Annotated in this window: 24 protein-coding genes, 1 tRNA gene and 1 riboswitch; of the genes, 7 read left to right on the forward strand and 18 right to left on the reverse strand. The window is 61.9% G+C overall.

Annotated elements, in window-relative coordinates; genetic code table 11:
* Positions 1 to 143: 143 nt before the first annotated feature.
* Positions 144 to 1193, reverse strand: a complete 1050-nt coding sequence (locus F759_RS0107085) for an oxidoreductase (protein WP_027799233.1) — start codon at positions 1191 to 1193, stop codon at positions 144 to 146.
* Positions 1194 to 1601: 408 nt separating this feature from the next.
* On the opposite strand from F759_RS0107085, the gene F759_RS0107090 reads away from it, so the two are divergent.
* Positions 1602 to 3710, forward strand: coding sequence for a UvrD-helicase domain-containing protein (locus tag F759_RS0107090; protein ID WP_027799234.1), 2109 nt, complete (start codon positions 1602 to 1604; stop codon positions 3708 to 3710).
* A 142-nt stretch (positions 3711 to 3852) separates the two neighbouring features.
* Positions 3853 to 4443 (forward strand): hypothetical protein, encoded by a 591-nt coding sequence (locus F759_RS0107095; protein WP_027799235.1) that lies wholly within the window; start codon positions 3853 to 3855, stop codon positions 4441 to 4443.
* Between the two features lie 116 nt (positions 4444 to 4559).
* Here F759_RS0107095 and F759_RS0107100 read toward each other — a convergent pair whose 3' ends face one another.
* Positions 4560 to 5474: a c-type cytochrome gene (locus tag F759_RS0107100; RefSeq protein ID WP_027799236.1), complete on the reverse strand. Its 915-nt coding sequence runs from the start codon at positions 5472 to 5474 to the stop codon at positions 4560 to 4562.
* 293 nt (positions 5475 to 5767) lie between these two features.
* Here F759_RS0107100 and F759_RS0107105 point away from each other — a divergent pair.
* Positions 5768 to 5843, forward strand: a tRNA-Arg gene (locus tag F759_RS0107105).
* Positions 5844 to 5982: 139 nt separating this feature from the next.
* A riboswitch (yybP-ykoY riboswitch) is annotated at positions 5983 to 6163 on the forward strand.
* Between the two features lie 92 nt (positions 6164 to 6255).
* The gene (locus F759_RS0107110; RefSeq protein WP_027799237.1) at positions 6256 to 7266 is read left to right on the forward strand and encodes a sodium:calcium antiporter; all 1011 of its coding nucleotides are present in this window, start codon (positions 6256 to 6258) and stop codon (positions 7264 to 7266) included.
* Positions 7267 to 7391: 125 nt separating this feature from the next.
* Here F759_RS0107110 and F759_RS0107115 read toward each other — a convergent pair whose 3' ends face one another.
* The 13 genes from F759_RS0107115 to F759_RS0107175 all read right to left on the reverse strand — a co-directional run bounded on the left by F759_RS0107115 (position 7392) and on the right by F759_RS0107175 (position 20547).
* Positions 7392 to 8195 carry a phytanoyl-CoA dioxygenase family protein gene (locus F759_RS0107115; RefSeq protein WP_027799238.1) on the reverse strand — a complete coding sequence of 268 codons (804 nt, stop codon included), beginning with the start codon at positions 8193 to 8195 and terminating at the stop codon, positions 7392 to 7394.
* 9 nt (positions 8196 to 8204) lie between these two features.
* On the reverse strand, positions 8205 to 8783 hold the full coding sequence (locus F759_RS0107120; protein ID WP_027799239.1) for a class I SAM-dependent methyltransferase: 579 nt from the start codon (positions 8781 to 8783) through the stop codon (positions 8205 to 8207).
* Positions 8784 to 8808: 25 nt separating this feature from the next.
* Entirely contained in the window at positions 8809 to 9900 is a 1092-nt protein-coding gene (locus tag F759_RS0107125; RefSeq protein ID WP_027799240.1) for an aromatic ring-hydroxylating oxygenase subunit alpha, read from the reverse strand.
* Between the two features lies 1 nt (position 9901).
* Positions 9902 to 10534, reverse strand: coding sequence for an acetyltransferase (locus tag F759_RS0107130; RefSeq protein ID WP_027799241.1), 633 nt, complete (start codon positions 10532 to 10534; stop codon positions 9902 to 9904).
* Positions 10534 to 11298, reverse strand: a complete 765-nt coding sequence (locus tag F759_RS0107135) for an SDR family NAD(P)-dependent oxidoreductase (protein ID WP_027799242.1) — start codon at positions 11296 to 11298, stop codon at positions 10534 to 10536. Before F759_RS0107135 ends, F759_RS0107130 begins: the two co-directional genes overlap by 1 nt.
* The gene (locus F759_RS0107140; RefSeq protein WP_027799243.1) at positions 11295 to 12359 is read right to left on the reverse strand and encodes a ketoacyl-ACP synthase III; all 1065 of its coding nucleotides are present in this window, start codon (positions 12357 to 12359) and stop codon (positions 11295 to 11297) included. The genes F759_RS0107135 and F759_RS0107140 overlap by 4 nt, the downstream gene beginning before the upstream one ends.
* A gap of 10 nt (positions 12360 to 12369) precedes the next feature.
* The gene (locus tag F759_RS0107145) at positions 12370 to 12597 is read right to left on the reverse strand and encodes an acyl carrier protein (RefSeq protein WP_027799244.1); all 228 of its coding nucleotides are present in this window, start codon (positions 12595 to 12597) and stop codon (positions 12370 to 12372) included.
* Between the two features lie 11 nt (positions 12598 to 12608).
* A complete protein-coding gene (locus tag F759_RS0107150) occupies positions 12609 to 13649 on the reverse strand; it encodes a ketoacyl-ACP synthase III (protein WP_027799245.1) in 1041 nt (346 codons plus the stop codon).
* A complete protein-coding gene (locus F759_RS0107155; RefSeq protein WP_027799246.1) occupies positions 13646 to 14797 on the reverse strand; it encodes a DegT/DnrJ/EryC1/StrS family aminotransferase in 1152 nt (383 codons plus the stop codon). Before F759_RS0107155 ends, F759_RS0107150 begins: the two co-directional genes overlap by 4 nt.
* Positions 14794 to 17157, reverse strand: a complete 2364-nt coding sequence (locus F759_RS0107160; RefSeq protein ID WP_027799247.1) for a tetratricopeptide repeat protein — start codon at positions 17155 to 17157, stop codon at positions 14794 to 14796. The genes F759_RS0107155 and F759_RS0107160 overlap by 4 nt, the downstream gene beginning before the upstream one ends.
* Positions 17158 to 17421: 264 nt before the next feature.
* A complete protein-coding gene (locus F759_RS0107165) occupies positions 17422 to 17736 on the reverse strand; it encodes a flagellar protein FliT (RefSeq protein WP_027799248.1) in 315 nt (104 codons plus the stop codon).
* Between the two features lie 3 nt (positions 17737 to 17739).
* Positions 17740 to 19245, reverse strand: coding sequence for a flagellar filament capping protein FliD (fliD, locus tag F759_RS0107170; protein ID WP_027799249.1), 1506 nt, complete (start codon positions 19243 to 19245; stop codon positions 17740 to 17742).
* Between the two features lie 156 nt (positions 19246 to 19401).
* Entirely contained in the window at positions 19402 to 20547 is a 1146-nt protein-coding gene (locus F759_RS0107175) for a flagellin (RefSeq protein WP_027799250.1), read from the reverse strand.
* An 859-nt stretch (positions 20548 to 21406) separates the two neighbouring features.
* Here F759_RS0107175 and rpsU point away from each other — a divergent pair.
* Positions 21407 to 21619: a 30S ribosomal protein S21 gene (rpsU, locus tag F759_RS0107180; RefSeq protein ID WP_006050883.1), complete on the forward strand. Its 213-nt coding sequence runs from the start codon at positions 21407 to 21409 to the stop codon at positions 21617 to 21619.
* A gap of 315 nt (positions 21620 to 21934) precedes the next feature.
* Here the strand turns inward: rpsU and F759_RS0107185 are convergent, their stop codons facing one another.
* A complete protein-coding gene (locus F759_RS0107185; RefSeq protein ID WP_027799251.1) occupies positions 21935 to 22360 on the reverse strand; it encodes a hypothetical protein in 426 nt (141 codons plus the stop codon).
* 337 nt (positions 22361 to 22697) lie between these two features.
* The gene (locus F759_RS0107190) at positions 22698 to 23330 is read right to left on the reverse strand and encodes a DNA-3-methyladenine glycosylase I (RefSeq protein WP_051377177.1); all 633 of its coding nucleotides are present in this window, start codon (positions 23328 to 23330) and stop codon (positions 22698 to 22700) included.
* Positions 23331 to 23431: 101 nt separating this feature from the next.
* Here F759_RS0107190 and F759_RS0107195 point away from each other — a divergent pair, with 101 nt between their 5' ends.
* Both F759_RS0107195 and F759_RS0107200 read left to right on the forward strand, forming a co-directional pair.
* Positions 23432 to 24322, forward strand: a complete 891-nt coding sequence (locus F759_RS0107195; RefSeq protein WP_027799253.1) for a BadF/BadG/BcrA/BcrD ATPase family protein — start codon at positions 23432 to 23434, stop codon at positions 24320 to 24322.
* 141 nt (positions 24323 to 24463) lie between these two features.
* Positions 24464 to 25285, forward strand: coding sequence for a Cof-type HAD-IIB family hydrolase (locus F759_RS0107200; RefSeq protein ID WP_027799254.1), 822 nt, complete (start codon positions 24464 to 24466; stop codon positions 25283 to 25285).
* 103 nt (positions 25286 to 25388) lie between these two features.
* Here F759_RS0107200 and F759_RS0107205 read toward each other — a convergent pair whose 3' ends face one another.
* Complete coding sequence (locus tag F759_RS0107205; protein WP_027799255.1) at positions 25389 to 25700, reverse strand: PXPV repeat protein; 312 nt, start codon at positions 25698 to 25700, stop codon at positions 25389 to 25391.
* Positions 25701 to 25943 lie beyond the last annotated feature (243 nt).

The raw sequence follows: 25943 nt of genomic DNA on the forward strand, positions 1-25943 counted from the left end.
TTGCATTGCAACGGGTCACGGCAGGCAAGCGCTGACCCGGAAGGCCGGCGCATTTGTAACGTTATATTGCTTTCTGGTTTGTCAGTTTTGCCGGCGCGGCGTTTTCGCCTGGCGCCGGCAAAACCGCGAACGCGCAACGCCGTTTAGCGAATCCGCTGGAACGGCAAGCGGATACCTTCGTCGGAACTGCGCGCCGCGAGTTCGATGATCGTCATGACGTCGACGGCATCTTGCGGACTTACCGGGAATTTCACGCCGTGCTGGATCGCGTCCGCTAGCGCGATGTAGAAGCTCACATAGTCGCCATTGCGCGTCGGCAATTCGCGTTCCGCTTCGCGATCACCGTCCAGCACGCGCAACGTGCCTGCGGCATTTCCGGCCGCGAAACCTTCGTCGCCCGGCCGCGAGCCGGCTTTCAACTGGTCTTCCTGCGTATCGAGCCCGTATTTCACATAACTGCCGCGCGTGCCGTGAATCGCGAACCTCGGCGCGACGATCGCCGTCAGTGCGCTCGCGTGAAGAATCACTTCGAATTCGCCGTAGCCCAACTGGATATGCATGTAGTCAGGCGCGCTCGCCTGATCGCGATGCGCACGCACCGTGGCAGACACCGTCTGCGGCGCGCCGAACAGCGCCAGCGCCTGGTCGATCAGATGCGGCCCGAGGTCGAACAGCAAGCCGCCGCCGCGCGACGCTTCCTCGCGCCAACGCTGACGCACTTCTGGTCGGAAACGGTCGAAATGCGATTCGTAGTGCGTGATGCGCCCCAATTCGCTGCTCGCGAGCAGATCGCGCACGGTCATGAAATCGCCGTCCCAGCGACGGTTGTGAAACGGCGCGAACAGCTTGCCCCGCGCGAGTGCGATGTTGGCGAGCGTACGAGCGTCGGCGGCGCTAAGCGTGACCGGCTTGTCGATCACGACATGCTTGCCTGCTTCGAGCGTGCGGCGCGCGAGGTCGAAGTGCGTGTCGTTGGGTGTGGCGATCACCACGCACTCGATCTCGTCGAGCGAGAGCAGCGCGTCGAGGTCGGCCACGACTTTCGCGTGCGGATAGTCGGCGAGCGCCACCTCAGGTTTGCCAGTCGCGATGGCGGCGACGCTGGCGCGACCGCAGTGCTCGATCACCGGCGCATGGAACGTTGCGCCCGCGAACCCGTAACCCATCAATCCAATTTTCAGCGATGCGGACATGCGTGTCTTCCTGCAAAAACGGCGCGCCGCTTTGCCACCGCGGCGGCGGCGCGCAACGCCGTCATTGTGGCATGGGCGGGACGGGGATTGAGACGTTGCGCCGTGCTTCAATGCACCGCCTTTTGTGCGCGACATGGCGGACGCCGGTTTCGTCCGCGGGATTCGTCGGCCGAATTTATCCGCCGATTTCATCCGTGTTAACATCGCTCCTCTCGCGCGAACCGAGGTGCGCCTGACTGGCTTCACAGCATGCGTAACCTGCGTTCCGGCAACAGCCGCCGCGCGGTATGTCGCCGGCTTCGCGACCGGCAATACTATCTGCGGCGCCTCGAGCGCCGCTTCAAACGGCGCGTGACGAGAACTCCGTCTGAACAGCCGCTTTTCAACCGCACTACCCACCCACAGACGATGTCCGCAGGCCTGAACCCCGCTCAAAATGAAGCGGTCCGTTATCTTGACGGGCCGTGTCTGGTGCTTGCCGGCGCAGGTAGCGGCAAGACGCGCGTGATCACGCAGAAAATCGCGCACCTGATCGAGGCAAAGGGCTTCGAGCCGCGTCACATCGCGGCCGTCACGTTCACGAACAAAGCCGCCGCCGAAATGCGCGAGCGCGTGGGCAAACTGCTCGAAGGCAAGACGCTGACCACGCCGGGCAAGGAAGGCCGCAAAGTGCCCGTCAATCAGTTGACGGTCTGCACGTTTCACTCGCTCGGCGTGCAGATTCTGCGGCAGGAAGCGGAACATGTCGGCCTCAAGCCGCAGTTCTCGATCATGGATTCCGACGACTGCTTCGGCATGATCCAGGAGCAAGTCGGCTCGACGGACAAGGGCTTTATCCGCAAGATCCAGTCGATCATTTCGCTGTGGAAAAACGGGCTCATCATGCCCGAACAGGCAATCGCGATTGCCGCGAATGAAGACGAGCACCAGGCAGCGATCGTCTATCGCAACTATGTGGCGACGCTGCACGCCTACCAGGCGGTCGATTTCGACGATCTCATCCGTCTGCCCGCCGAACTGTTCGCGAACAACGAGCAGGTGCGCGACCGCTGGCAAAACAAGCTGCGCTATCTGTTGATCGACGAGTATCAGGACACCAACGCTTGTCAGTATGAATTGCTGAAGCAACTCGCTGGCCCGCGCGCGGCCTTCACGGCCGTGGGCGACGACGATCAGGCCATCTACGGCTGGCGCGGCGCGACGCTCGAAAATCTCGCGCAACTCGGCAAGGATTTTCCGAAGCTGCATGTGATCAAGCTAGAGCAGAACTATCGCTCGACGGTGCGCATTCTCACGGCTGCGAACAACGTGATCGCGAACAACCCGAAGCTCTTCGAAAAGAAACTGTGGTCCGAGCACGGTATGGGCGATTCGATCACCGTCACGCCCTGCAACGACGAAGAACACGAGGCCGAGTCCGTGGTGTTTCGTCTGTCCGCGCACAAGTTCGAGCGGCGCGCGAGTTTCCGCGATTACGCGATTCTCTATCGCGGGAACTTCCAGGCGCGCATCTTCGAACAGGTGCTGCGTCGCGAGCGGATTCCGTATGTGTTGTCCGGCGGCCAGTCGTTCTTCGACAAAGCCGAGATCAAGGATATCTGCGCGTACCTGCGCCTGATCGCGAACGCGAACGACGACCCCGCGTTCATCCGCGCGATCACGACGCCGCGTCGCGGTGTGGGTAACACGACGCTCGAAGCGCTTGGCTCGTTCGCGGGCCAGGCGAAGGTGTCGCTGTTCGAAGCGGTATATATGGGCGGCATCGAGGCGCGTTTGTCGCCACGCCAGATCGAACCCATGCGCGTCTTCTGCGACTTCATGCAGCGCCTCACGGATCGCGCCGAAAAGGATGCGGCGGGCACGCTGCTCGACGAGTTGATGGACGCGATCCACTACGAAGCGTATCTCTACGATGCGTTCGACGAACGGCAGGCGCAAGCGAAATGGCAGAACGTGCTGGAGTTCATCGAATGGTTGAAACGCAAGGGCACGAAGGCTGAGCCGGAGAGCGCGGCTGGCTCGGCTGGTTCGGCCAACGGCGAGGCAACCGGCTACGACACGGCGGACGGCTTTAGCGACGCCGGTAAGAATCTACTGGGTTTGATCCAGACGGTCGCGCTGATGTCGATGCTCGAAGGTCGCGAGGAAGACCCGGACGCCGTGCGACTCTCGACCGTGCATGCGTCGAAGGGACTCGAATATCCGCATGTGTTTCTGGTGGGCGTCGAAGAAGGCATCATGCCGCATCGCGGCGGCGCCGACGACGAACCGGTCGACGACGCGCGTATCGAGGAAGAGCGCCGCCTGATGTATGTCGCGATCACGCGGGCGCAGCGCAGCCTGCATCTGAACTGGTGCAAGAAGCGCAAGCGCGCGCGGGAGACGGTGGTGTGCGAGCCGTCGCGGTTCATCCCCGAAATGTTGCTCGACGATGCGCCGCCGCCGACGCCCGAAGAGGCGCCGATGTCGCCGAAAGACCGGCTTGCGAGTTTGAAGGCGCTGTTGCAGAAGCCTTGAAGGTGAGGTTGGCGCGTGCGTCGGTAAGACCCCGCTGACCTGAGGTGCTTCGACGGTTTCGGCAGACAGGCGCGCTACAGTGGCGCGGCTGGTTCGTTGCACGTTCCCGCACCATCGAGCACGCCAACCGGAGACCGCCCGCATGACCTCGTCGACGCTCGCGCCGTACACACGCGCCCTCGAAGCCTACATCGACGCGAAAGACAACACGCACGCGCAACGCATGTCCGATGCGTTTGCTGCCGACGCCGAGCTCACCATTTCTCTTGCGACATCGGCGATCGCGTTTCCCGCGCGCACTGTCGGCATCGACGCGATCACGAAGACGCTCGTCACCGATTTTGGCGCGACATACACGCGTTGCCGCACGTATTACGTGTGCGACTCGCTGACGGTACGCGACGGTGCGATCGACGCGTTGCCGTGGCTCGTGCTGATGCGTGAACCGGCGGCGGGCGCCCTGCGCGTGGGCCACGGCGTGTATCGCTGGAGTTTCGATGACACGCCCGCCGTCAACCGCTTTCATATCCACATCGAACGCATGGACGTCGTACCGGACGCCGATGGCGCGTTGCTCGATGCGTTGCAGGAAGGCTTGAGCTATCCGTGGCTCGCGCCGGCCGAATTGCACGCGCGCTTCACAGAGTTTGCGCGGAGTAAGCCAGCGCTCGCATTTGTCGCCGCGTTCGCCGGTCCCGTCGACGCGCCTGACAGCAAGTACCTACCCATCTGAATCCGTCGAGCATGAAAAAATCCCTGCACCGCGACTGCGGTGCAGGGATTCGAGGCGCGCGGCGAACGGTGCCCGGCAAGCGGCGCCCGCAAGTCTTTGCGCGCCAGGGCTGCGCGTTACTTCGCGGCGCTGACCATGTAATCGACGGCGGCCTTCACATCGGCGTCGGAGGCGTTGGAGCCGCCTTTGGGCGGCATTGCGCCCTTGCCGTGTAGCGCGTAATTGTAGACGGTGTCCATCGGCTCCTTCAGACGCGGCGCCCAAGCTGCCTTGTCGCCGAACTTGGGTGCATTCAGCACGCCGGCAGCGTGACATGCCTGGCAGACCTGCTGATACAAGGCCTTGCCCGCTTGCGATGCATCCGCGCTTTGCGTGGCGCCGGCTGCGGGCGCCGCGGTTTGCGGAACGCTCGCCATTGCCGCCATCGCTGCGGCGGCCTGGGCCGCGCCTGCGTCGGAAGCGCCGCCGGCTGTTGCGCCGGACGCGCCCGAAGCGGCAGCAGCGCCGGACGCAGCCGCCGCGCCTGAGGCCGGTTGCGCCGGTTCAGCGAAGCTCGCGCCGGAATTGTTCGCCATGTAGGTCACTGCGCGGGCAATTTCAAAGTCGCTGTAGTCGTCAGGGCTCGTGCCGCCGCGCGGCGGCATCGCGCCTTTGCCGGTGAGCGCCGTGTGCAACAGCGTGTCGAAGCCTTGTGAGATGCGCGGCGCCCAGTCGGCGGTATTGGTGAATTTAGGCGCGCCTGCCGCCCCCGACGCGTGACAGGCCGAGCAGACCGCCTTGTAGACCTCTTCGCCGGTCTTGTAGACGCGCGGCGCGTTGGCGTCGCGAATGTCGATCTGAGCGATGGGCTTGATGCGGGCAGTGACCTCGGCTTCGGAGAGGCTGTCGGTGCCGGCGCCGGTGCGCGTCGAATTGTCGACGTAGTAAGCCAGCAGAACGATGATGATGATCGGCACAGCAAACCCGGCGATGACCGCGGCGATGAGCTGTCCAGGGGTTTTGATCGGGGCTCCGTGTGGTGCTTCGCTCATGCTTGTCTCGTCTCCGTGGGTATGTGAGCGGTACAGCGCGACGGCAACTTCTTGTTCTTGATCGGCCACGGACGATTATAGACGCAAGCTTTCGACGGCGGCGAGGGGCGCGGCGTGCTGTTCAGCAGGCGTTTACCCGCATCGCGCGAAGTGGCGCGAGGGCGCGCGAGAGCGGCGGAAAAGGCGCCGGACGCCGTTCGGTGGACGGTATGGCGGAAACCGGGTATCCTTTCGGTCTCGCTTTGGCGCCGCATTCGCTCAGATTGCCGCGCTTTCGCGTTTCTTGTGTGAAAGCGCCCGTAGCTCAATGGATAGAGTACTGCCCTCCGAAGGCAGGGGTTGCTGGTTCGATCCCAGCCGGGCGCACCAATAAACATTGGCTCCGAATCCAGGGTTTAGGCTAGGCCACCACGCCTAAGCCCTTTTTTATTTTCAGCCCGTCCGATTTCCCGCGCCATTTCCCGCATCATCCCCAACGCTTGTCCGCTCCGCCCAGTCCCGCTAGAATCCCCCGGTCACTGGGGAGTAGCCTTCCTTCACGCATCGTATGAAGGAGAGCGCGTCAACATACTTGGCCTGACGGGTCATGGCGCGTTCGACCGGGTCGGTTTGGCGAGACCATTGGCGCACTGCTTCGTTCTGGTCGGACGGGTCGCGGTGCGTCATGGGTTCGTCTTACGTCCGACCGCGGAGCCGCTGTGAAATCACGTTGTCCCCTGCCCAGTTTCCTCCTGCGCCATGTGCCGCGCCGCGCGTTCCCCATCGATGCATGGAGCCGCGCATGACCGGTCTTCTCATCGAACTGGCCATCATGCTGGTCGTCATTCTGGTGGCGGCCGAGCTTTTCACCAACGCGCTCGAACATCTCGGCGAGCGCCTCAAAATCTCCGAAGGCGTCACCGGCTCGCTGTTCGCGGCAGTCGGCACCGCGTTGCCCGAGACGCTGGTGCCGCTGATCGCGATCATCGGCGGCACGGCTGATCATGCCGTCAACGAGGAAATCGGCGTCGGCGCAATCCTCGGCGCGCCGCTGATGCTTTCTACGCTGTCCACTTTTCTGATGACGCTCGCAGTCCTGCGCTCGCGCGGCATCGGCGGACGTGTCGCGCCGGAGCGGTCGGGCTTCACGCGCGACCTCAACTATTTCCTCTTCGCGTTCCTGCTGGCGGCCGCCGCCATGTACGTGCCGCACGAGCAGAGAATTGTGCGCGTGCTGTTCAGCATCGCGCTCGTCGGCGTGTATGTCGCCTATGTCGTGGCGACGTTCCGCGCGTCGAACGGCCTCGTCGATGCCGGCCACGGCACCGAGGCGCCCGGCAAGATGATGCTCGCGCGCCTCGGCGTGCCGATCAATCTCGCGACCATCGCGATCCAGCTCGCGCTCGCGGTCGCCTTGCTGGTATGGGGCGCCGAGGGCTTCATCCACGGCGTGCGGGGCGTCTCGGAGGCGTTCGGCGTGTCGCCGTTGCTGCTGTCCTTGCTGATCATCCCGATCGCCACCGAATTGCCGGAAAAGGTGAACAGTATTCTGTGGATTCGCCGTGGCAAGGACACGCTGGCGATCGGCAACATCACCGGCGCGATGGTGTTTCAGGGCACGTTGCTACCGGCGATCGGCATTCTGTTGACGCCGTGGACGCCGCGCATCGAGGTCGTGACGGGCATCGTCATCACGCTCGCCGCGGCCGCCTGGCTTCGGCTCAATGCGCGGGAGCGTGGGGCGCCGGTGTGGGCGCTGCTTGTGTGCGGCGCGCTGTATGCGACTTATCTGGCGATCACGTTGAATCGCTGACCAGCGCGTATGGCGAGCGCTGGGTGGTGACGGCCGCCGCGCGCCGCGCCATCCGGACGCGTCATCGACATTCGAGCGCGGTGCTTCAGGCGCGGCGCTTCAGCCGACGAACCGTGAACCGTCAGTCACGCTGCTGCGGCAGCGCGCTCCTTCTCGTACTTGATGAGCTTTAACACGCGCGAATTCGCGAAAAAGCGGATGTAGTTCGTCGTCGAATAGAAGATGTCGGTCTGCCATTCGCCGCAGAGCAGATCCTTGCCGGTAGGATCGTCCGCGGGTTGCACGATCGTGTCGGCCATAATGCGGTTAATGCCCGATACGTTCGGGCCGGACTCATGCCACAGCGCGCTGTTCATGATCACGAAGTCGCCCGGACTCAATTCGGGTGTGATTTTCGGCCATTCGAAATCGAAACTGTCAGGATTGATTTCTCCTGCGTCGCCGAGCACGCCCAGCTTGTGCGAACCCGCGTAAAACGTCATGCCGCCGTTCTCCGCCTTCACGTCGCTAAGCGGCACGAACAGGCTGCACTTATTGAGGTTGCCAAGGTGATAGCAGCTATCCTGATGCAGAAACACCTTGTTCGAACTGAACTTATCCTTTATCACGAAGCGGTGGTTATACAGCGCCACATGCTCGCCAAAGACCTGTGTGCAGACCTTGGCGAAAGCCGGCTCCTTGTACATTACGGCTAGCTTCGGCGGCAATTGTTCCGTGAGGGAAACGGGATTTGCCTTGTTGACGGCGCGGTTTTCGGCCAGTTGCGCATCATAGAATGTCTGCCATTCCGCTTGCCATTCCTGCACCACGGCTTGCGGAATCGCATTGCGCATCACGAATACGCCGGTCTGTTTGAATACGTCGGGATTGAACGTATCGGAAGCGATCTGATCGATCACCGCCTCGACGGATGCCGGAATTTTTTTCATGTCCGAACTCTAAATGAACCGGAACGTCAGTTCGTTATCCTGCGTGTTTTTGAATTTGTTGCACTTCGCGAGGACGTTGTACTTCAGCGGAAAGAGCTCTCGCCCCGGCGATTCCAGAATGTCTATTTCGACGATGTCGAAGTCGCGCAGCAGAACGTTCCAGCCGTGCTCGGTAATGCGCCAGCAATCCGGCGACGGTCCGTGAATGCGCCAGTTCAGCGGCGCGGAAATCATCAGGTGGCCTTCGTGCCTGAGAATGCGGCGAATCTCTTTGACGGTATCGAATGGATTGAGCGTGTGTTCGATCACATCCATGCAGACCACCACGTCGTACGCGCTTTCTGGAATCGCCGCGTTGACCCTGGTAATGTCGCCGACGATCGTCGGCTTATAGGTGTCGACTACGTCGAACGTATCGACGCTGAAATTCGTGAAGCACTGGCGCACCAGTGAGCGGTCCTGCGGGCCGACTTCGAGCAGTTTGCCCGTCTCTTTCGAAAGCCGGTCGGCGGTCCGCCGCACGAAGGCATCCATATGTTCCCGGGTGAGTGGGAACGTGTCGTTGTCGAACTTTGATGGCGTGGCCATAGTGAACTCTCGCTGGGTATAGGCTTCAATCGACAGTGCGGGCCGTGCAAGGCGAAAGGTCTTCGTCGATCGATGTTTGAATCTGGTGCGGTACGGCAACACGCGCTTTGCTCAACGCCCGGCACGATTGCCTGAAATGGTCGATCTTCGCCTCTGCATCGGAGGCAAAGCGAAGCGCATTGCTCGACCAGCTTTCTTTGGGAAGCAGCTTGCAAACTTCGTGGTCTTCCTGGAACACCTGGCGGTTCATCCGGATAGTCGATTCGAAGAACGAACCGAGCATTTGCACGGCATTTGCATTCGCGGTATTCGATGCATACAGACGGCTCGTGAAGTGCGTACGGTCCGAGCCATTCGAAGACGGGAAAAAGTTTTGCAGCGAATACGAGTAACCGTACGTCGAGGAAATCATCGTGAACGGGAAGATATACACGCTCATATATCCCTCGTACTGGTAGTCGATGTCGAACAGCTTGCGCAGACGGCTCAATTGGCTCGCCACGCGCGAATTTCCGAGCGGCGCGTACCAGATCGAGTTAGCGCCGTCGAACACATTTTCGCCGTCGGCAAGTTGCAATGTGGCAAGCGTTTGCGTGTGGACGGCCGCAATGTGATACGGCTCCAGCGCATTCTCCACCGCGAGCGGCCAATAGCACTCGTAGTCGTAACGGTTCAGATCGACGCGGCGATCCACATTGAAAGAAATGTTCTCGAGAATTTCAGCCGTCCTTCCCAGCTGTTCGTATAAGCCCATGCGCGGCCTGACGGCGAAGAACACGAAATCGCCGCACCAATCCACCTTTAACGTGGCGAATCGTGCGCGGTCGATGTCGCAAGCCTTGAAGCGCTGCCTTTCTGGCACGATGACGCTGCCGTTCTTATACGTCCAGCCGTGATAGCCGCAGGTTGCGGGCCGATTGCCGTGCGCGTCCGTGTAGATCCGCGCGCCACGGTGGGGACACACATTGTCGAACGCGACGAGTTCGCCGTTATCGTTGAAGAGCACGACTTCGCCCGACGCGCCGTCGAACTTGATGAAATCGCCGTCGTTGGCAAGCTCGCGGCGATGACATGCCAGATGCCAGTATTCATCGAACAGGAGCTGATCCAGTGTCATCTCACAGCCTCCTGGCCGGAGCGGCGTATAGCACGGCGTCTTCCGGCACAGAGCGCATAACGATTGCGCCGGCACCTACTTTCGCGCGCGCGCCGATCTTGACCTTGGGCAGAATCTTCGCGCCGCTGCCGAAGAACACGCCTTCGCCGGTTTGTACATAGCCGGTTAGATCCACGTGCGAACTCAGCGTCGAGTAAGCGCCGAGCTTGACGTCATGGCCGACGCTCGACAGCACGTTGATCGCGACGAAATCGCCCACCTGGGCGTCAGCCGAGATCACCGCCTGAGGACATATCACCACGCCTTCGCCCAAAACGGCGGAGCGCGCGACGACAGCGCGAGGATGCACGAGCGTCGCGAACACGGCGCCACGTTCGCGCAGACGCGCGACCACGTCTCGCCTGGCTGCAGGATCGCCGATGGCGACTACGACGGCTTCGCCATCCTGCGCGCGATAGTCGTCGATGTCGCCACGCCATTCGAGCTGGTACGGATAACCTTCCAGGGCTGCCGGACTGGCGTCGAGAAAAGCGCTGATGGCGGGGCCGCTGCCCGCGTCCGCCGCATCTTGCGCCCAGTTGATCAGCTCGCGTGCGAAGGCGCCGCAGCCGGCCACGATCAATCGTTTCGTCATCACCGGACCTTGTATCCGCCGTCGACGACGAGCGTCGTGCCAGTGATCCAGCGGCTCGCACCGCTCAGCAGAAACAGCGCGGACTGTGCAACGTCGCCCGCTTCGCCGAAACCGAGCAGATGGCTCTTTTCGTAAGCGGCCAACGCTTCGTCGGGGCTGCCGCTCGTCAGGCGGTCATGCATCGCGGTATGTACCGCGCCAGCCGCGATCGAGTTGACGCGAATGTTGCGCGGAGCCATTTCGCATGCGAGCGAGCGAACCATTCCGTCGATGGCCGCCTTGGCTGCGGAATAGGCCGTCATGCCTGCCTGGCCGGTCGACCCCGCCACCGACGACATGAAAACCAGCGAGCCGCCATTCGCGATCACGTTCTTCTTACTGGCCGCGCGAGCAATGCCGAACGCCGCATAAAGGCTGCTGCCGAACACGTGTTCCAGTTGTTCCTGCTTCGTGAGCTTCGCGGGACGGATCAACTCGACGCCGGCTGCATGAAACGCGCCGGCAAACGTGCCGTGCGTCTCCGCTAGCTGGCCCAGCCATTCTGCGGTCTGATCGGCGTCATTGAGCGATGCGGCGGCCGTAGCGTGACCACTTCCTTCGAGGCCGGCGAGCGTCGCCTGCAGACGGGCGTCGTCGCGCCCAGCGGCAATCACGCGTCCGCCCAGGCTTGCGATCAGTGCCGCACTCGCCTGGCCGATGCCGGACGACGCGCCGGTGACGAGGTAGAGACCGCCGGCGAGGCAGTCTTTTGAGAAGAGAGTCATGTTTCGATGGTGTCCACGATAGCCAGCGGCCCGACATCGAGCGCCGCCGATGCCCACGAATAGCCGACGCCAAAGCCGAACATGCCCAGTTGCAGCGTTTCTTCTTTCAAGCGGTTTCTCAGCTCGGTCGTCATTAGCAGCGGAATCGACGCGCAGCTCGTGTTGCCGTACTCACCGATATTGGTCGGAACGCGCTCGGCCGGCAGCCCGGCCTTCTTGCTCAGATGCTTGAGCATGAACAGATTGGCCTGATGGAACAGGAACGCGTCGTAAGTTGCCTTGTCGCGGCCGGCAATTTCGAGTGTGCGCGCAACCAGCTTCGGCACTGCGTTTAGCGTGAAATTGAAGATTTCGCCGCCGTCCATGAAAAGGCATTCCGCCGATTTGCCCGCCATGCGTTCGTCGGCGGCTGTGTCGTAAGACTTGAAGCCGCCCGAGGGCACGATCAGATTGCGCACGCCCTTGCCGTCCGCGCCGATGATGAAATGCGCGGCCGCATCGCTTTGCGATGCTTCCAGCGCGGTCATTGTGCCGGCGTCGCCGAACAGCAACGCAGTGGAGCGGTCGGCCGGATCGACCAGCTTGCTGATGGTGTCGCCTACCGCCAGCAGAACGCGTTTCGCCGCGCCGGTCTGAATCAGGTTCATGCCGAGCCACAGCGCCTGTGGATAGCCCGAGCAACCCAGATTGATATCCAGCGCGAGGCACGAAACCGGTAGACCCAAATCCGCCTGCAACGCGAAGGCCGTGCCGGGCAAGCGGTAATCGGGCGTTTGCGAAACGAAGATTAGCGCGTCGATGGAGTCCGCCTGCCAGCCGAGTCCGGCCAGCAACTTTTCGCCGGCCTTGCGGCACAGGTCCCCGGCGCTTGTTTGCGCGTCTGCCCAACGGCGCCGGTTCACGCCAATCATCTTGACGACATCACGGACGGCCGACGCGTCGAACCTTTCCGCAAAGTGGTCGTTATCCACCTGCTTTGACGGCACGCACGACACCACACCTGCAATGCGGGCGCATTGCGTGCGTAATTCTCGGCCTGCGATGAAGTCCGGCGAGCTCATGCTTGACTCCTTAGGCTGCCTTCTTCGCGGTGCTGATCAGCGCTTCGATATCGGCAATGGTGTTGCAGTTATTCAGCGCCTGGCCGCTCAACATCACGTTGAAGCAGTCGTCGACGAGCGCAATCGTCGATACCACCGCGAGCGAATCCCAGTTGTGTTCGTGTAAATCGAGCTCCGGCGTAACGAGGCTTGCGTCGATCTCGAGGATTTCGGCCATCCCTTCGTAAAAGTGTTCCATGTCTGCTCCTACTAGTAATTTACAAGGCAGCCGGCCCATGAGTAGCCGACGCCAAAGCCCAACAACATCAATCGACTGCCATGCCGCAGCATGTCGTCGTCCTTCATCTGTTTCAGCGCGAGCGGAACCGTAGATGACACGGTGTTGCCGCATTGCTCCATGACGATCGGAAATTTGGTCTCCGGCACCTTCATTTTTTTTCGCAGCGCTTCGAGCATGAAACGGTTCGCCTGATGCAGCACGAAGAAGTCGATTTCCTCGCGGTCTACGCCAGCCTTCTCAAGCAGCGACGTCGCTGCTTTGGGCACTTCCGAAAGCGAGAACGCCATCACCTCTGCGCCGTTCATGTACAGATGCTCGTCCGTGCGCACATTGCCGGACGCGTCTTCTTTCTCGATTGCGCTACCGACGCTTTTCGGCTCGCGAAACAGTCCCGCTTTGACGATCAGGTTGCCCGCGCCACGGCCGTCGGTGCCGAACACGAATGGGCCGATCGACCCGTTGCCGTCTGTCGAGCCAATGATCGCTGTCGCGCTCGCGCCGTCGCCGAACAGGGTGCGCACACTCTTGTCGAGCGGATGGACGTATTTCGAATAGGTGTCGGCAGTCAGCAGAAGCACGCACCGCGCAGCGCCGGTTTCGACGAGGCCCTTGGCGAGCGAAAGCCCGTACACATAGCCCGAGCAACCGAGATTAATGTCGAGCGCGCCCGCGTGGGTTGCAATGCCGAGCCGGTCCTGCAACAGGCAGGCGGAAGTCGGCAGCACGTAATCAGGCGCCTGCGTACACAGAATCACGAAATCGATGTCCTGCGCGCTCACCGCGTTCTGGGCGAAGAGGTTGCGTGCTGCTTCGTACGCGAGGTCCGCAGCGGTTTGTCCGACCGATGCGATGTGCCGCTGGCGAATGCCGGTCTTGGCCAGGATCTTGTCCGCCGACCATTCGGGATAAAGCGCCGCAAGCTCTTCGTTCGTAAGGACCTGCTCCGGCAGGTACCCGGCGATATCGAGGATGCGCGCCTGCACCGGGCTCGATCGAATCGAGGAAGTCATGACCGGCAATCCGCGATGATGCCGATGATGCGATCGAGCATGCCGTCGGTGAGTGCCGGGAAAATCGGCAGACACAGCACCTGTTGCGCGGCCGCATGGGCGACAGGCAGATTTTCTCTACGCGCGGACGGAAGCCCGCGATAAATCGGAAAATCGGAAATCAGCGGGTAGAAGTAGCGGCGCGCGTAGATGTCGTGGTCGCGGAACTTCTGGTACAGCACGTCGCGGCTCACGGGAAATTCCGGCCCCACGAGAATCGGAAAGTACGAGTGATTTGCCACCTTTTCGCCGCCTTTCGGCAAGCAACGAATGCCGGGAATGTCGCGAAGCCGCTCGCGATAGATCGCGTCGATCTGCGCGCGGCGCGCGAGCGCTCCGTCGATGTGCTGCAACTGCAACAGGCCGAACGCGGCGTTGATCTCACTCATCTTGCCGTTGATGCCCGACGCCACCACGGTCACTTCGTCGACGAAACCGAAGTTCTTGAGGTGGTCGATGCGCTGCTTTGTCTTGGCGTCCTGGCAAACAATCGCGCCGCCTTCGAAGGTGTTGAACACCTTGGTGGCGTGAAAGCTCAGCACCGCCAGATCACCATGCTCGAGCACGCTGCCCGTGTCGGTCTGCACGCCGAATGCGTGCGCGGCGTCGTAGATCACTTTCAGGTTGTAGTTATCGGCGATCTTCTGGATGGCCTCGACGTCGCACGGCCTGCCGTAACAATGCACCGGCATGATCGCGGTGGTCTGCGGCGTGATGGCGGCTTCGATCTTCGCGGCATCGAGGTTCAGCGTGTCCGGATCGACGTCGACAAAAACCGGTTTGATGCCGTTCCACACTAGCGAATGCGCGGTCGCTACGAACGAATAAGGCGTCGTGATTACTTCGCCCGTCACGCGCAACGCCTGAAGCGCGGTGAGCAGCGCGAGCGTGCCGTTCGTGAACAGCGAAAGGTGTCGCACGCCGAGATACTTGCATAGCTCGTTTTCGAATTGCTGGTGAAACGGGCCACCGTTGGTGAGTACCTTGCTCTCCCAGATCTGGCGCAAATAAGGGATGAACTCTTCGAGCGGCGCAAGATGAGGCTGAGTGACATAGATTCGCTCATCGGCCTGCGGCTCGACCGCGCGCAGCGGCAAAGGTGCGTTCACTTCGTGTCCCCTTTATCTGCCAACGCCGGCGCCTGATTGACCGCACCGCCGATGTCGTCCATCGAAACTTCAAAGGCAGTGGCGGACTCGCCGGCGCACCAGCGTTGCCACATGATGCGCAACGCGCGCGAGACGCCCGCTGCGACCACATCCGGGCGGAACGCTGCTGACGCAGCGCAGCGTTCGCGCAGGCTCGTGCGGATTTCGGCGAGTGCGGGAATGTCGGACGCCAGCGACGCGCCGCGCGCCACGAACTCTTCCTTGTTCGCGACGACGAATTGTTCGAGACCGACGTGTGACATCCATGTCGTGCCGGCGCGGCTCGCCAGCGTGTTGCCTGCGATCGTCAACGTCGGTACGCCCATCCACAGCGAGTTCAGCACCGTGGTGGAACCCGTGTACGGAAATGTGTCGAGGCAGATGTCGACGTGAAAATGCTGTTGCAGATACACCGGAATGCTCGAGCGACGGCGGAAGGCGAGGCGCTCGCGGTCGATGCCTTCGGCAGTGAACCAGTCGATCAGCATCTGTTCGTCGTCATCGGTGGCGATGGCGCCCAGGAGCATCTTTGCGTTCGGTAGCGCGCGCAGCAATTCCGCCCACAAGGCGATCACATCGCGGCGCAGTTTGTTCAGCCGGTTGAAACTGCCGAACGTAATGTGGCCGTTATGCATGGCCGGCAGAATGTTGACCGGCGGCGCGCTCTTCTCGGGGAGGAACGTCGCGCTCGACGGCAGATGGACGATCTTCTCGGAGAACTGACTTTCCGGCGCGCCGAACGGGACGCCGTATTTGTCCACCAGGTAGTAGTCCATTGCGCTCAGGCCGGTGGTGCCCGGATAACCCATCCATGTCACCTGGACCGGTGCCGGTTTGCGCACGAAAGTCAGCAGACGGTTGCGGCCCGTGTGCCCGGAGAGATCGAACAAAATGTCGATGCGTTCGTTGCGGATCTTGTTGGCCAGTTCCGCGTCCGGCATGCCAGTGATCTGCTGCCACGAGTCGGCGCAGTCGCGCAGCAATTGCGTGTAGTCGTCTTCGGCGACGTGGTTGCTGTACACATGCAAGGACAGGCTATCGTCCTTGGCGAGATGCTCCATGATAGGCAGCAGGTACGACGCGACGGCGTGGCGGAACAGATCGCCTGAAACGAAGCCGATCTTCAGCTTGCGATCCGGCGAACGCTTGTTCGAATGATTCGGCCATTGCGCGCGCACCGGGTCTTCGTGTTGACGCGCAAAAGCGGTGTGCTCGGCGAACAGCTTGTCGTGCTGGATCGCGGGGTTGTGCGATAGCGCGAACAGATAGTTGTTCGCCGCGATGGCGTCTTTCGGATCCTTTTGCAGCGCGGTGCGGAACGATTGCTCTGCCTCCTCAACCAGACCGAGATCGAGCTGAAGCACGCCGAGCGAGCTATGCACGGACGCGTTGTTGGGTGCCAGTTCGATTGCCCGCCGCGAGGCGGCGAGGCCTTCGGCGACGCGTCCCTGATGAACCAGCACGATGCCAAGAATGCGCTGCGCTTCGGTGTTGTCGGGATTGATCGCGACGATCGCACGGCATTCCCGCTCCGACTCTGCAAGCTTATTTTTCAGGCGCAGCGTATCCGCGAGTACCGTGCGGGTTTCCAGCTCCTCGGGGATGAGTTCGGCGGCTTTTCGCAATGGCGCGAGCGCGTCGTCGTAGCGGCCCTGACGGTGCAGCGCGATACCCAGCCAGCGCCATGAGTTGCCGTCGGCAGGAAAGCGCTGCGTCAGCGACTCAGCGAGCTTGACCGCGTCGGCGATATTGCCTTTGTTATACAGCGACGTGAAGCGATTGGTTTCCTGCTGGCTGATGCGGCGTCCCGCGGCGATGTTCGTTCTGGCGGCCGGCGTATCTTGCGGCGACGCGGCTTCCGGAGAGTGCGGTTTTTCCGTCGCCACGGGAAACATTTGCACCGTCTGACCCGGATTCGCCATGCGAACGATCAGGCCGTCCACCGCCGGGCCGCTCAAACCCTGCTTCTGGCCCATCTCGAGCGCCAGCCACGCAGCGGCAGTTTCGCCTGCGTCGATCAGCGCGCTGATGTAAGCCGCCCAGTACTGGCCGTTATGCGGTTGCAGCCCGAGACATTGCTCGAAGAGCGGCAACGCGTCTGCTACGCGCTTCGTCTGACCGAGCAGCACGCCGAGGTTGTACATCACGTCGGCGCGATTCGGCGTGGCATCGAGAATGACACGATACAGCGCTTGCGCATCGTCGAACTCGCCCTTGTGGTGATGCTCGAGCGCCGTTTGCAACACGAGCGCCATGTCCAGTTCGAGTTGTTGCTCGGGCGTCAAAATTTCAGCAGGTGGCTGTTCGTACAGGAGAGTCATGATCTCGGCGCGGAATCGTCTATGGAGGAAATTGTGCTGCGGGGCACAGCTTTCCGATGCGCGGAGATAACGGTGAAAAGGCCGTCTGTTTAGCGTATGGACGAGGGTGCGGAAAGCCGTCAGGCAAGAAAAAAGCCCGCGCAAGGCGGGCTGAGGAAGCAAGCGCGCCTCACTTCGGCGCGGTCTTCTTGTTATTGTCGGGTTGGCCGGGGAAACCGGCTTTTTCGGGGCGTGGCAGCGTCGGGCTGCACGCTTGGTTGCATCTTACAAGCGGGCCATCCGCTGGTATTCGCCGGCCGCCTTGGCACGGCCAATCGCTGCTTCGAATTCGACGTGCAGTTCCTGCTGCGTGAGCCCCGCGTTGGCGACGAGCGCTGCGTCGATGGCCTGAATCTGGCGAATCATGTCGAGCGCGGCAGGCACCTGATCGGCAGTAAGCGACATGAGTAACGGCGAGCGCATTTCCGTCAGACGGGCGGCTTCCGGCCAGTCGGCGAGCGCAGCGGCCTGCTCGATTTGCCGCGTGATGGACAACACGCGTTCGACCAATTCCATCTGGTTCATGTTATGCGCCGTCATGGCTTAGCTCTTGTTGGTCGCCAGCGCGCCGGCGCTGTTCGTGCCGCCGAATAGCGCGGTCAGGTATTGCGAGTTGTTGTTCATGGTCGCCATCAGCGTGTTCAGGGCGGTGAACTGCGCCTGATACTGGTTCGTCAACTGCGTCGTGTAGTCGGCGAGCGCTGACTGCTGCTTGGTGATGCTTGCGAGGTCGGCATTCAGCGCGGTGTTGCGCGTGTCGATGATGCCGCCTGTCTGAGTGAACGTGGTGATGCTGCTGTTCAGTTGCTTGGCAATACCGTTAGTCGAGCTGAAGAGCGACGCGACCGTGGCCGGGCTACTCGTCAGCGCTGTGTTCAGCGCGTTATTGTCGACCACCAGGGTGCCGTCGGCGGGATCGTCCTTCAGCGTGATCCCGATCGCCGCCAATGTGGTCCCGGTGCTGCCCGAGCCGACCGAACCGCCGATGATCGTGGCCAGTGTGTTCTTGACCGTCTGCAACGTCGAGTCGCCCAACAACGGACCTTGCGACGACGCGCCGGTCGTGTACGACGTGAGCGCCGACATCGTCGTCACGACGGTGTTGTACAGGCTCACGAAATTATTGATTGCGGTGTTCTGCGCGGTGGTGTCCTGCGCAATGGTCAGCGTCTGCGTGGTGCCGGCCGATGCGGCCGTCAGATTCATTGTCACGCCCGCAATTGCGCTTGTCACCGAGTTGCTCGAACTGCTCGCCGCGATGCCGCCGACCGTAAACTCCGCGTCCTGCGCGTAGCCGCTCTGTGTCCAGGCCTGGGATGAGTTCGCCGACACGATAGTCGAGGTGCCGCCCGTCGTGCTCGCAGTCGACGCGACGCCGAGGCTCGACAGGCCAGTGTCACTGGTGACGTTGCTGGTCGAGACGTTGATGACGTTGGCCGCGCCGGAGCTGGCGGCACGCAGCACGAGGTGAGCGCCGTCCGTGCCGGTGACGATCGTCGCTGTCACGCCCGGGTTGCTGCTGTTCGCGTTAATTGCCGCGGCGATGCCGGAAAGCGTGTTGTTGCTGCTGTCGACGTTGATGTCCATCGACTTGCCGCCGAGCGAAATGGACAGCGTGCCGGTGCCCAGTTGCGTCGTGGCGCCAAAGGCCGCCGACGACAACGCTTGCGAGCTCGCAATCTGCGTGACGTTGACCGAGTAGGCGCCGGCCACAGCGCCGACACCGGCCGTCGCGGTCAGCCCGGTACCGCTGGCGGTTGCCGAGAACGTGCCCAGCGTCGTGCCGTTCGCGAGGTTGGTAATGCCCGACTGCAACGCACTCAGCGCGGAACTCAGCGCACCGTATCCGGAGAGGGTCGTGTTGTCGGCGGTCTGTTTTGCCGCAAGAGCCGAAGCTTGTCCGGCGATCTTCGCGTTCACGAGTGCCGTGACGAGCGTCGACACGTCCATGGATGAATTGCCCGTCGAGCCGCTGATGATCGATTGAGCGGCCGACTGCAGCGCAGAGTTTGCGCTAGCCGTAGAAGACGAGGTTGAGATCGTGGACATGCAGAGGCTCCCGGCGTCTGGAAATCTGTATCAGGTGGTGCGCGATGCTACATCATTGGAAGGCGGAAATGCACGCCGGGAGGCATGCCTCCCGTCGTTTTCAATCCGGCGATGCGCCCGCTCGCGCGCGGCGCATCGCCTCTACCGCGGCGGCTCTTACTGCAGGAGCTTGAGAACTTGCTGCGGGTTGGAGTTAGCTTGCGCCAACACCGAGATACCAGCTTGCTGCAGCACTTGTGCCTTGCTCAGGTTTGCCGTTTCTTGTGCGAAGTTGGCATCCGTGATTTGCGACTGTGCCGACGACAGGTCGGTCGATTCCGCTTGCTGCGAGGTAGCGATCGACGCGAAGCGGTTTTGCGCCGCGCCGAGTGCAGCTTGCAGCGTGTTGACCGTCTGCAACGCGTTGTCGATGGAGACCATCGCCTCGTTCGCACCCGTGACCGTGCTGATGTCGAGGCCCGAAACCGTCGGCGGCGCGTTGATCGCGTTGATCTGGTTGACCGCTGCGATTGCTGCCGACGATGCAGCGCCGGTCGTCGGAAGCGCTGCGGAGCTCAGTGCCAGCGTCGTGACGGCGGTGCCGGTGCCTGCAGCCGTGCCTGCGCTGAAGATCGCGCTTGCCACGCCAGACGAGATCGCGGTGTTGTTCTGGTCCGTGAACGTGTAGCCGCCCTTGCCATCCGACAGCACGTTGATCGACGTGATCGTTGCGCTCGAGCTGGTATATGCGCCCGTAGCGTCGAGGCTGACGGCGATCGTGCCAACCGTTTGACCCGTTTGTACGAGACCGCCACCGATCTTTCCTGCGGACATCGATTGGCTCAGGTCCAGGCTGATCGTCTGACCGACGTTCGCGCCCACCTGGAACGACACGCTGCCTGCCGAGCCGTCCAGAATGTTCGTGCCGTTATACGTCGTCTGCGACGCGATACGGTTCACTTCGGCGATCTGCGCCGACACTTCCTTCTGCAGTGCGGCCTGGTCGCTCGACGACAGCGAACCAGTGGATGCTTGCACGGCCAGTTGGCGGATACGTTGCAGGCTGGAAGTCAGCGACGACAACGCGCTCGATGCGGTCTGAATCATCGATACGCCATCATTCGCGTTCGACACGCCCTGGTTCAGGCCGTTGATCTGGCTCTGCATACGGGTCGAGATTGCGAGACCTGCTGCATCGTCAGCGGCGCTGTTGATGCGCTTGCCCGACGACAGGCGGGTGATGGCTTGCGACAGGGCGCTTTGCGAGCCGTTGAGGTTTTGCTGTGCAACCAGCGAGTTGATATTGCTATTGATTCCGAGCATGGAAAATCTCCTAAATAAGCCTGAGCCCAATACGCCACGTTGGCATCGGCGGAAGCACTCGTTCATTGCTGGCCGCCTCAGTGAAGGTTGACGGCCCTCTTAAAAAAAACTTGAGGGACTTTCTGTCATTGCGACCCAATTGTGTGGCCGGAAGCGGCACGTGGGCTCGGCGCCACAACGGTTTGCGGCTGGAATCGCGGGTGCGCTGCGGGATTTGAAAAGGCGGCGTATTCTCTTTTTCTCTTAAAATAAAGCCGGTAGAGATCACGCAAAGCTGCCGCATTGGATGTTCGGATGGCGAGTCACACCGGTTATGTTTGGAGGCAATGTATTTGGCCGGAATGCCGATTGGGGCAGCTTGGTTTTCGATCCTGGGTGCGTTCTTCGATGGCTTGCCGAGGGCTTTCTCAATACCACCGACGTCAGCGCGGCCTGCCGGAATATCCAGTCATTTCCGCCGTATTGCAGCTTGTATGACAGGGCTAGCGTCGCGGCCCGAGCCGCCGCAATGGCCTGGCGTAATCCCTAAACCCCTGGTAGCATGGAGAGTTTCCTGATATCATCGGGAGTGAATTGAGATCTTTGCCTGTTTCGTCATCGGTTTCTCGTTGATGAAAGGTTGGCGAAACGGCAGCAGGCGTGGCTTTGCAGTACGTCTGTCCGCGTTGCGCGGTGAGCTCCACGCCTCTCTTTTCCGGCCTCCGTGGCCGCTTTGCCTCTCGTTTCATTCGTGGTTTGGCCGGGGTTTCCCCGCGTTTGCCTGTTACTGGCCATGAATCGAAACGACCGGAGGGCCGGCGCGTGAGCGGTCTCCCGCCACGCAATCAAACCCATATCAAGTGATTGAGTTAGGAATTACATGACGACGATTCTTCTGAAGGAAAACGAGCCGTTCGAAGTGGCGATTCGCCGCTTTCGTCGCGCAATCGAAAAAAATGGCCTGATCGCGGAACTGCGTGAGCGCCAATCGTACGAAAAGCCGACTACGGCACGTAAGCGCAAGAAGGCTGCTGCTGTGAAGCGCCTGCATAAGCGCCTGCGCAGCCAGATGCTGCCGAAGAAGCTGCACTAAGCAAGCTTTTCAGCACGGTCAGAACGGCGGTGTGAGCTTCGAAAGAAGCCACATCGCCGTTTTGCTTTTGGCGTGCGGGATTAGCGTGGGCGGGTGGCGCCGTACGGGCCATGCGCGGGTCGACCAGAGCCGGCTGAGGCTTCCGTCCACGCAACGGCTGGGCGGAGCCCAGCAATGACTGCGCAACGGCGAGGCAAAGGCCAAGCAAAGGCCAAGCAAAGGCCCGGCGCTAGCCCCCCCGCTGGCCGATGAAGCCGTGCCGGTCAGGCGCCGAAATCCGGTCCGCCGCCTACCCGCGCCGCGGCTTCGTCACCGTCAAGCCGCGTTCTTCAGCTTGTGCGTCGACAGTCCGAATTGGCGCGCGATCGAGTTCAGGCGCTCGTTCCATTCCCACGTGCCAAACACGTCGTGGACGTTTTGCAGGCAACTCAGCAGGTCGACGGTGACCTGATCGTAGGCATTGATGCGCGCGCGCAGAAGCGCTTTCCTCAACGCGGCGACGCCGACGTCCATGTAAGCGGGCGCTGCGACTGGTGTCTTGCCGATATAGCGCACGGGCACCCCTTCAATGGCCGTCATATAGTCGCGCAGCTTGATGAAGTTTCCGACGGGGCAGCCGCCGCAATAACCGCGATAGGCGCCGACCCCGCGTGGCAGGAGCGCGGCGCGTCTCTGATCGAAAAGATGGTCGACAGCCCGGTCGAAAATGTCCTGATGGGTGAGAAAAGTGAGAGTTTTCATGTTGGTCTCGCAATGCCGCGCGGTCGTTACTCATTGTTGAGCGCCCGATTGCAGTATCTCGCCGACGTTGATTGCGCAAGCCCCGACTAGCACGAGGAAAAGCCTTCAATTCCGGGCTTTCCCGCGGCTTCGCAGCGTGACTCGGCCGGGATTCGTGGCAGCAAACGCAGCGGCGCTCATAACCGTATAACGACCAGCATCGGTGATAAGCGCAGCAGGGCTTTACCGGATAGCGCTTTCGGCCGGCGCGCCACGACCATGCAGACGGGCGAAGCTCAGCCAGCCGCGCGAACGGTATCGATCATCGGGTCAACCGACTTCTGCCAACCGCCCACAGTCAACCGGTTTTGCGAGTTCGTCCTTTCTTGCCGAGCGCGGCACAGCGGGCGCGGCACATGCAGGTCACTTCGTGGTCGTTCACCATGCCAACCGCCTGCATGAACGCATAACAGATGGTCGAGCCGACGAACTTGCAGCCATAGCGCTTCAATGCTTTGCTGAGTGCATCGGAAATTTCCGTCGATGCCGGCGCCTGCTTGTACGATGCCCATTCGTTCTGAATCGGCGTGTTGTCGACGAAAGACCAGATGAAATTGGCGAGCGACCCATGTTCCTTCTGGATCTGCTGTACGGCGCGCGCATTGGTGATGGCGGCTTCGATCTTGCCGCGATGGCGCACGATGCTTTCGTCCGCGACGAGCGCCTCCACATGCTCTGGCGTGAAACGCGCGACTTTGTCGATATCGAAGTCGGCAAACGCGCGCCGATAACCCGCTCGCTTGTTCAGAATCGTCGACCAGGACAACCCGGCTTGCGCGCCTTCCAGCACCAGCATCTCAAAGAGATGCTGGTCTTCGCGGGACGGCGCGCCCCATTCGGTGTCGTGGTAATGTGCGAGCGCTTCGCTCGATACCCAGTTGCATCGTTGTGTCAATTTAGCGCTCCCCGTCGTCATGTCGCTCGCCAGCATAGCGGAACGCGTGCGCACCGCAAGCTGGCCATTCGGCCAATTGCCGGATGGAAATAGACCTGCCACGCTATGGACATTTCCCAGCAAACGCATTTTTCTCGATGAACAAAGACCTCTTTCTGATCGGCGTCGACGGCGGCGGCACCGGCACGCGAATCGTGCTGGCCGATGTGCACGGGCGCGAGTTGGCGCAGGCGGCGAGCGGGCCGTCGGGCTTGGGCCTTGGCGTCGAACGCGCGTGGCAGGCCATTGCGGTGGGCTGTGCGGATGCATTCGCCAGCGCGGGCGCGGCGCTCGACTGGTCACGCTGCGTCCTCGGGTGCGGTCTCGCGGGCGTGAACAATCGCGAATGGCTTGCCCAGTTTCTTGCGCAGGCGCCCGCGTTGGCCGGACTGGCGGTGGAAAGCGACGCGTACACGACCCTGCTCGGCGCGCACGGCGGCGCGCATGGCGTAATTGTCGCGCTCGGCACGGGCAGCATCGCTGCGGCGGCCGACCGCGAGGGCGGCGAATGCCGGATCGTCGGCGGCTACGGTTTTCCGTCGGGAGACGAAGCGAGCGGAGCCTGGCTCGGAGTCCGCGCCATTGTTCACGCACAACATGCGCTCGACGGGCGAGGCCCGAACGACGAGTTTGCGCGGGCGCTCCTCGCACACGTCGGCGCCCGCGATCACGACGGGCTCGTTGTGTGGCTGTGCGAGGCCAACCAGACCGCGTACGCGAGCCTCGCGAGAATCGTGATCGCGCACCGCGCTCATCCGTTCGCGGCGGGGCTGTTGGGCGAGGCGGGCATTCAGATCGGCAAGATGATCGCCGCACTGGACGCATCGGCGGCATTGCCTGTTGCGTTGTGCGGCGGCCTCGGCGCGCCGTTGCGCCAATATGTGCCGCAGGTCTATCAGGCGCGGTTGCGCGAGCCGTTAGCCGACTCCGCACATGGCGGTTTGCAGTTGGCGCAGCGCGAAGCCGCGCGCCTTGCGGGCAACGCGTGAGCGAATGTTTGGTCGGCGTCCGGTGTCTGCCCGACCGCGGCGGGTTCAATGAGAGCGCAGAGTGCGCCGCGCACAAAGCGCTCGGGCCAATCTCTTCATCGACGGTAAAATACGGCCTCCGACGCTGCTCGCCTGCTCACTATGTATAAAGTCATCGCCACGGATCTCGACGGCACGCTGCTCAATGCCGACCATCAGGTTGACCCGTTCACGGTCGCCACCGTGCGCAAGCTGGAAAGTGACGGTGTGCAATTCGTAATTGCAACGGGCCGCCATTTCTGCGACGTCGCGGGTATTCGCGACATTCTCGGCATCAACCCATATTTGATCACGTCGAACGGCGCGCGCATCCATGCGCCCGACAACACGGTGATCCACGCCGACGACCTGCCGCCCGCCATCGTCCAACGCCTTGTGCAGCCCGAGGTGGTCGGCGAGCACGGTCGCGTGATCGTCAATCTGTTCGCCGACCAGGCGTGGCTGATCGACCGGGACGCACCGGATCTGCTCAAGTTTCATCAGGATTCCGGCTTCACCTATGAAGTCGCCGAACTGCTCTCACACGACGGCGTCGACATCGCGAAGGTTCTCTACATCGGCGATCCGGCGGATCTCGCAACGGTGGCGGCCAACCTTGCGCGCGAATTTGGCGACACGCTGTATGTGACGTATTCGCTGCCGGACTGTCTGGAGGTAATGACGTCGAATGTATCGAAGGGGCGCGCGTTGCAAGTCGTGCTCGCGCGCGTCGGCGTGGACGCCGCGCATTGTGTGGCTTTCGGCGACAACATGAACGATATCGACCTGCTCGAAACGGCCGGCCATCCATTCATGATGAACAACGCGAATCCCGATCTGATCACGCGCCTGCCGAACGTGCCGCGCATCGGAAATAACTTTGAAGCGGGCGTCGCGCATCATTTGCGCAAGCTGTTCTCACTCGACGACGAACTGATGGCCTGACGGCCTCCTCTCCTGAATGCAGCCGGCCCGCATCGCGCTTTTACGGATGCGGGCCGGTTCACCTAAAGCCAGACTATCTCAGGCTCTTTGGCCGACGGCACGACTAGTCGCGCCATCCGCCGCGGCGGTCGCCGTGATCGCCACGGTCGTCATGCCCCCAACGGCGGTCGTTCCGGTTCCAGCTGCGGTCATAACGGTGGTCGCCACGATAGTAGTCGCCCCGGTCATAGCGATGACCCCAGCCGCCGTTGCCGTAGTACACCGGTTGCGGTGCTGCGTAGACCGGCGCCGGACGCGTATAGACTGGCACGCCAAGCGACAGGCCGATATTCAGGTCTGTGTGCGCCTGGGCGGCGCCGCATGCACCTGCTGCAAGGCCTGTGGCAACCAGCAATTGAGTGACGATGCGTTTCATGTTGTTCTCCATGCAAGAGGCTTGCTGTGACGCGACGTATGTTTGTCGCACAGGTCCAATCTACGCATTCCGCCTCCCAAGTACTGCGACCAGATGTTACCGACTGAAAGCATCGTCGCAAGGCTGGCAAGCATGGGCGCGTGCTCTCCAGGCGTTGGGTTATCGCACACCATCAGGGGGAAGCCTGTCGCAGCAAGGGTTGGGGCGAGGGAGACAAAGCCGCCACGACATTGGCGGCGAACA

It is taken from the genome of Paraburkholderia dilworthii (assembly GCF_000472525.1).
Classification (GTDB): Bacteria; Pseudomonadota; Gammaproteobacteria; order Burkholderiales; family Burkholderiaceae; genus Paraburkholderia; species Paraburkholderia dilworthii.

What these genes read in the sequence shown, in the direction of transcription:
- F759_RS0107125 (WP_027799240.1), bottom strand. Translation starts at nt 9,900, where the DNA reads ATGACACTGGATCAGCTCCTGTTCGATGAATACTGGCATCTGGCATGT.
- F759_RS0107110 (WP_027799237.1), top strand. Translation starts at nt 6,256, where the DNA reads ATGACCGGTCTTCTCATCGAACTGGCCATCATGCTGGTCGTCATTCTG.
- F759_RS0107085 (WP_027799233.1), bottom strand. Translation starts at nt 1,193, where the DNA reads ATGTCCGCATCGCTGAAAATTGGATTGATGGGTTACGGGTTCGCGGGC.
- F759_RS0107205 (WP_027799255.1), bottom strand. Translation starts at nt 25,700, where the DNA reads ATGAAACGCATCGTCACTCAATTGCTGGTTGCCACAGGCCTTGCAGCA.
- F759_RS0107100 (WP_027799236.1), bottom strand. Translation starts at nt 5,474, where the DNA reads ATGAGCGAAGCACCACACGGAGCCCCGATCAAAACCCCTGGACAGCTC.
- F759_RS0107090 (WP_027799234.1), top strand. Translation starts at nt 1,602, where the DNA reads ATGTCCGCAGGCCTGAACCCCGCTCAAAATGAAGCGGTCCGTTATCTT.
- F759_RS0107120 (WP_027799239.1), bottom strand. Translation starts at nt 8,783, where the DNA reads ATGGCCACGCCATCAAAGTTCGACAACGACACGTTCCCACTCACCCGG.
- rpsU (WP_006050883.1), top strand. Translation starts at nt 21,407, where the DNA reads ATGACGACGATTCTTCTGAAGGAAAACGAGCCGTTCGAAGTGGCGATT.
- F759_RS0107130 (WP_027799241.1), bottom strand. Translation starts at nt 10,534, where the DNA reads ATGACGAAACGATTGATCGTGGCCGGCTGCGGCGCCTTCGCACGCGAG.
- F759_RS0107175 (WP_027799250.1), bottom strand. Translation starts at nt 20,547, where the DNA reads ATGCTCGGAATCAATAGCAATATCAACTCGCTGGTTGCACAGCAAAAC.
- F759_RS0107135 (WP_027799242.1), bottom strand. Translation starts at nt 11,298, where the DNA reads ATGACTCTCTTCTCAAAAGACTGCCTCGCCGGCGGTCTCTACCTCGTC.
- F759_RS0107115 (WP_027799238.1), bottom strand. Translation starts at nt 8,195, where the DNA reads ATGAAAAAAATTCCGGCATCCGTCGAGGCGGTGATCGATCAGATCGCT.
- F759_RS0107145 (WP_027799244.1), bottom strand. Translation starts at nt 12,597, where the DNA reads ATGGAACACTTTTACGAAGGGATGGCCGAAATCCTCGAGATCGACGCA.
- F759_RS0107165 (WP_027799248.1), bottom strand. Translation starts at nt 17,736, where the DNA reads ATGACGGCGCATAACATGAACCAGATGGAATTGGTCGAACGCGTGTTG.
- F759_RS0107140 (WP_027799243.1), bottom strand. Translation starts at nt 12,359, where the DNA reads ATGAGCTCGCCGGACTTCATCGCAGGCCGAGAATTACGCACGCAATGC.
- F759_RS0107195 (WP_027799253.1), top strand. Translation starts at nt 23,432, where the DNA reads ATGAACAAAGACCTCTTTCTGATCGGCGTCGACGGCGGCGGCACCGGC.
- F759_RS0107190 (WP_051377177.1), bottom strand. Translation starts at nt 23,330, where the DNA reads ATGCTGGCGAGCGACATGACGACGGGGAGCGCTAAATTGACACAACGA.
- F759_RS0107150 (WP_027799245.1), bottom strand. Translation starts at nt 13,649, where the DNA reads ATGACTTCCTCGATTCGATCGAGCCCGGTGCAGGCGCGCATCCTCGAT.
- fliD (WP_027799249.1), bottom strand. Translation starts at nt 19,245, where the DNA reads ATGTCCACGATCTCAACCTCGTCTTCTACGGCTAGCGCAAACTCTGCG.
- F759_RS0107160 (WP_027799247.1), bottom strand. Translation starts at nt 17,157, where the DNA reads ATGACTCTCCTGTACGAACAGCCACCTGCTGAAATTTTGACGCCCGAG.
- F759_RS0107200 (WP_027799254.1), top strand. Translation starts at nt 24,464, where the DNA reads ATGTATAAAGTCATCGCCACGGATCTCGACGGCACGCTGCTCAATGCC.
- F759_RS0107185 (WP_027799251.1), bottom strand. Translation starts at nt 22,360, where the DNA reads ATGAAAACTCTCACTTTTCTCACCCATCAGGACATTTTCGACCGGGCT.
- F759_RS0107095 (WP_027799235.1), top strand. Translation starts at nt 3,853, where the DNA reads ATGACCTCGTCGACGCTCGCGCCGTACACACGCGCCCTCGAAGCCTAC.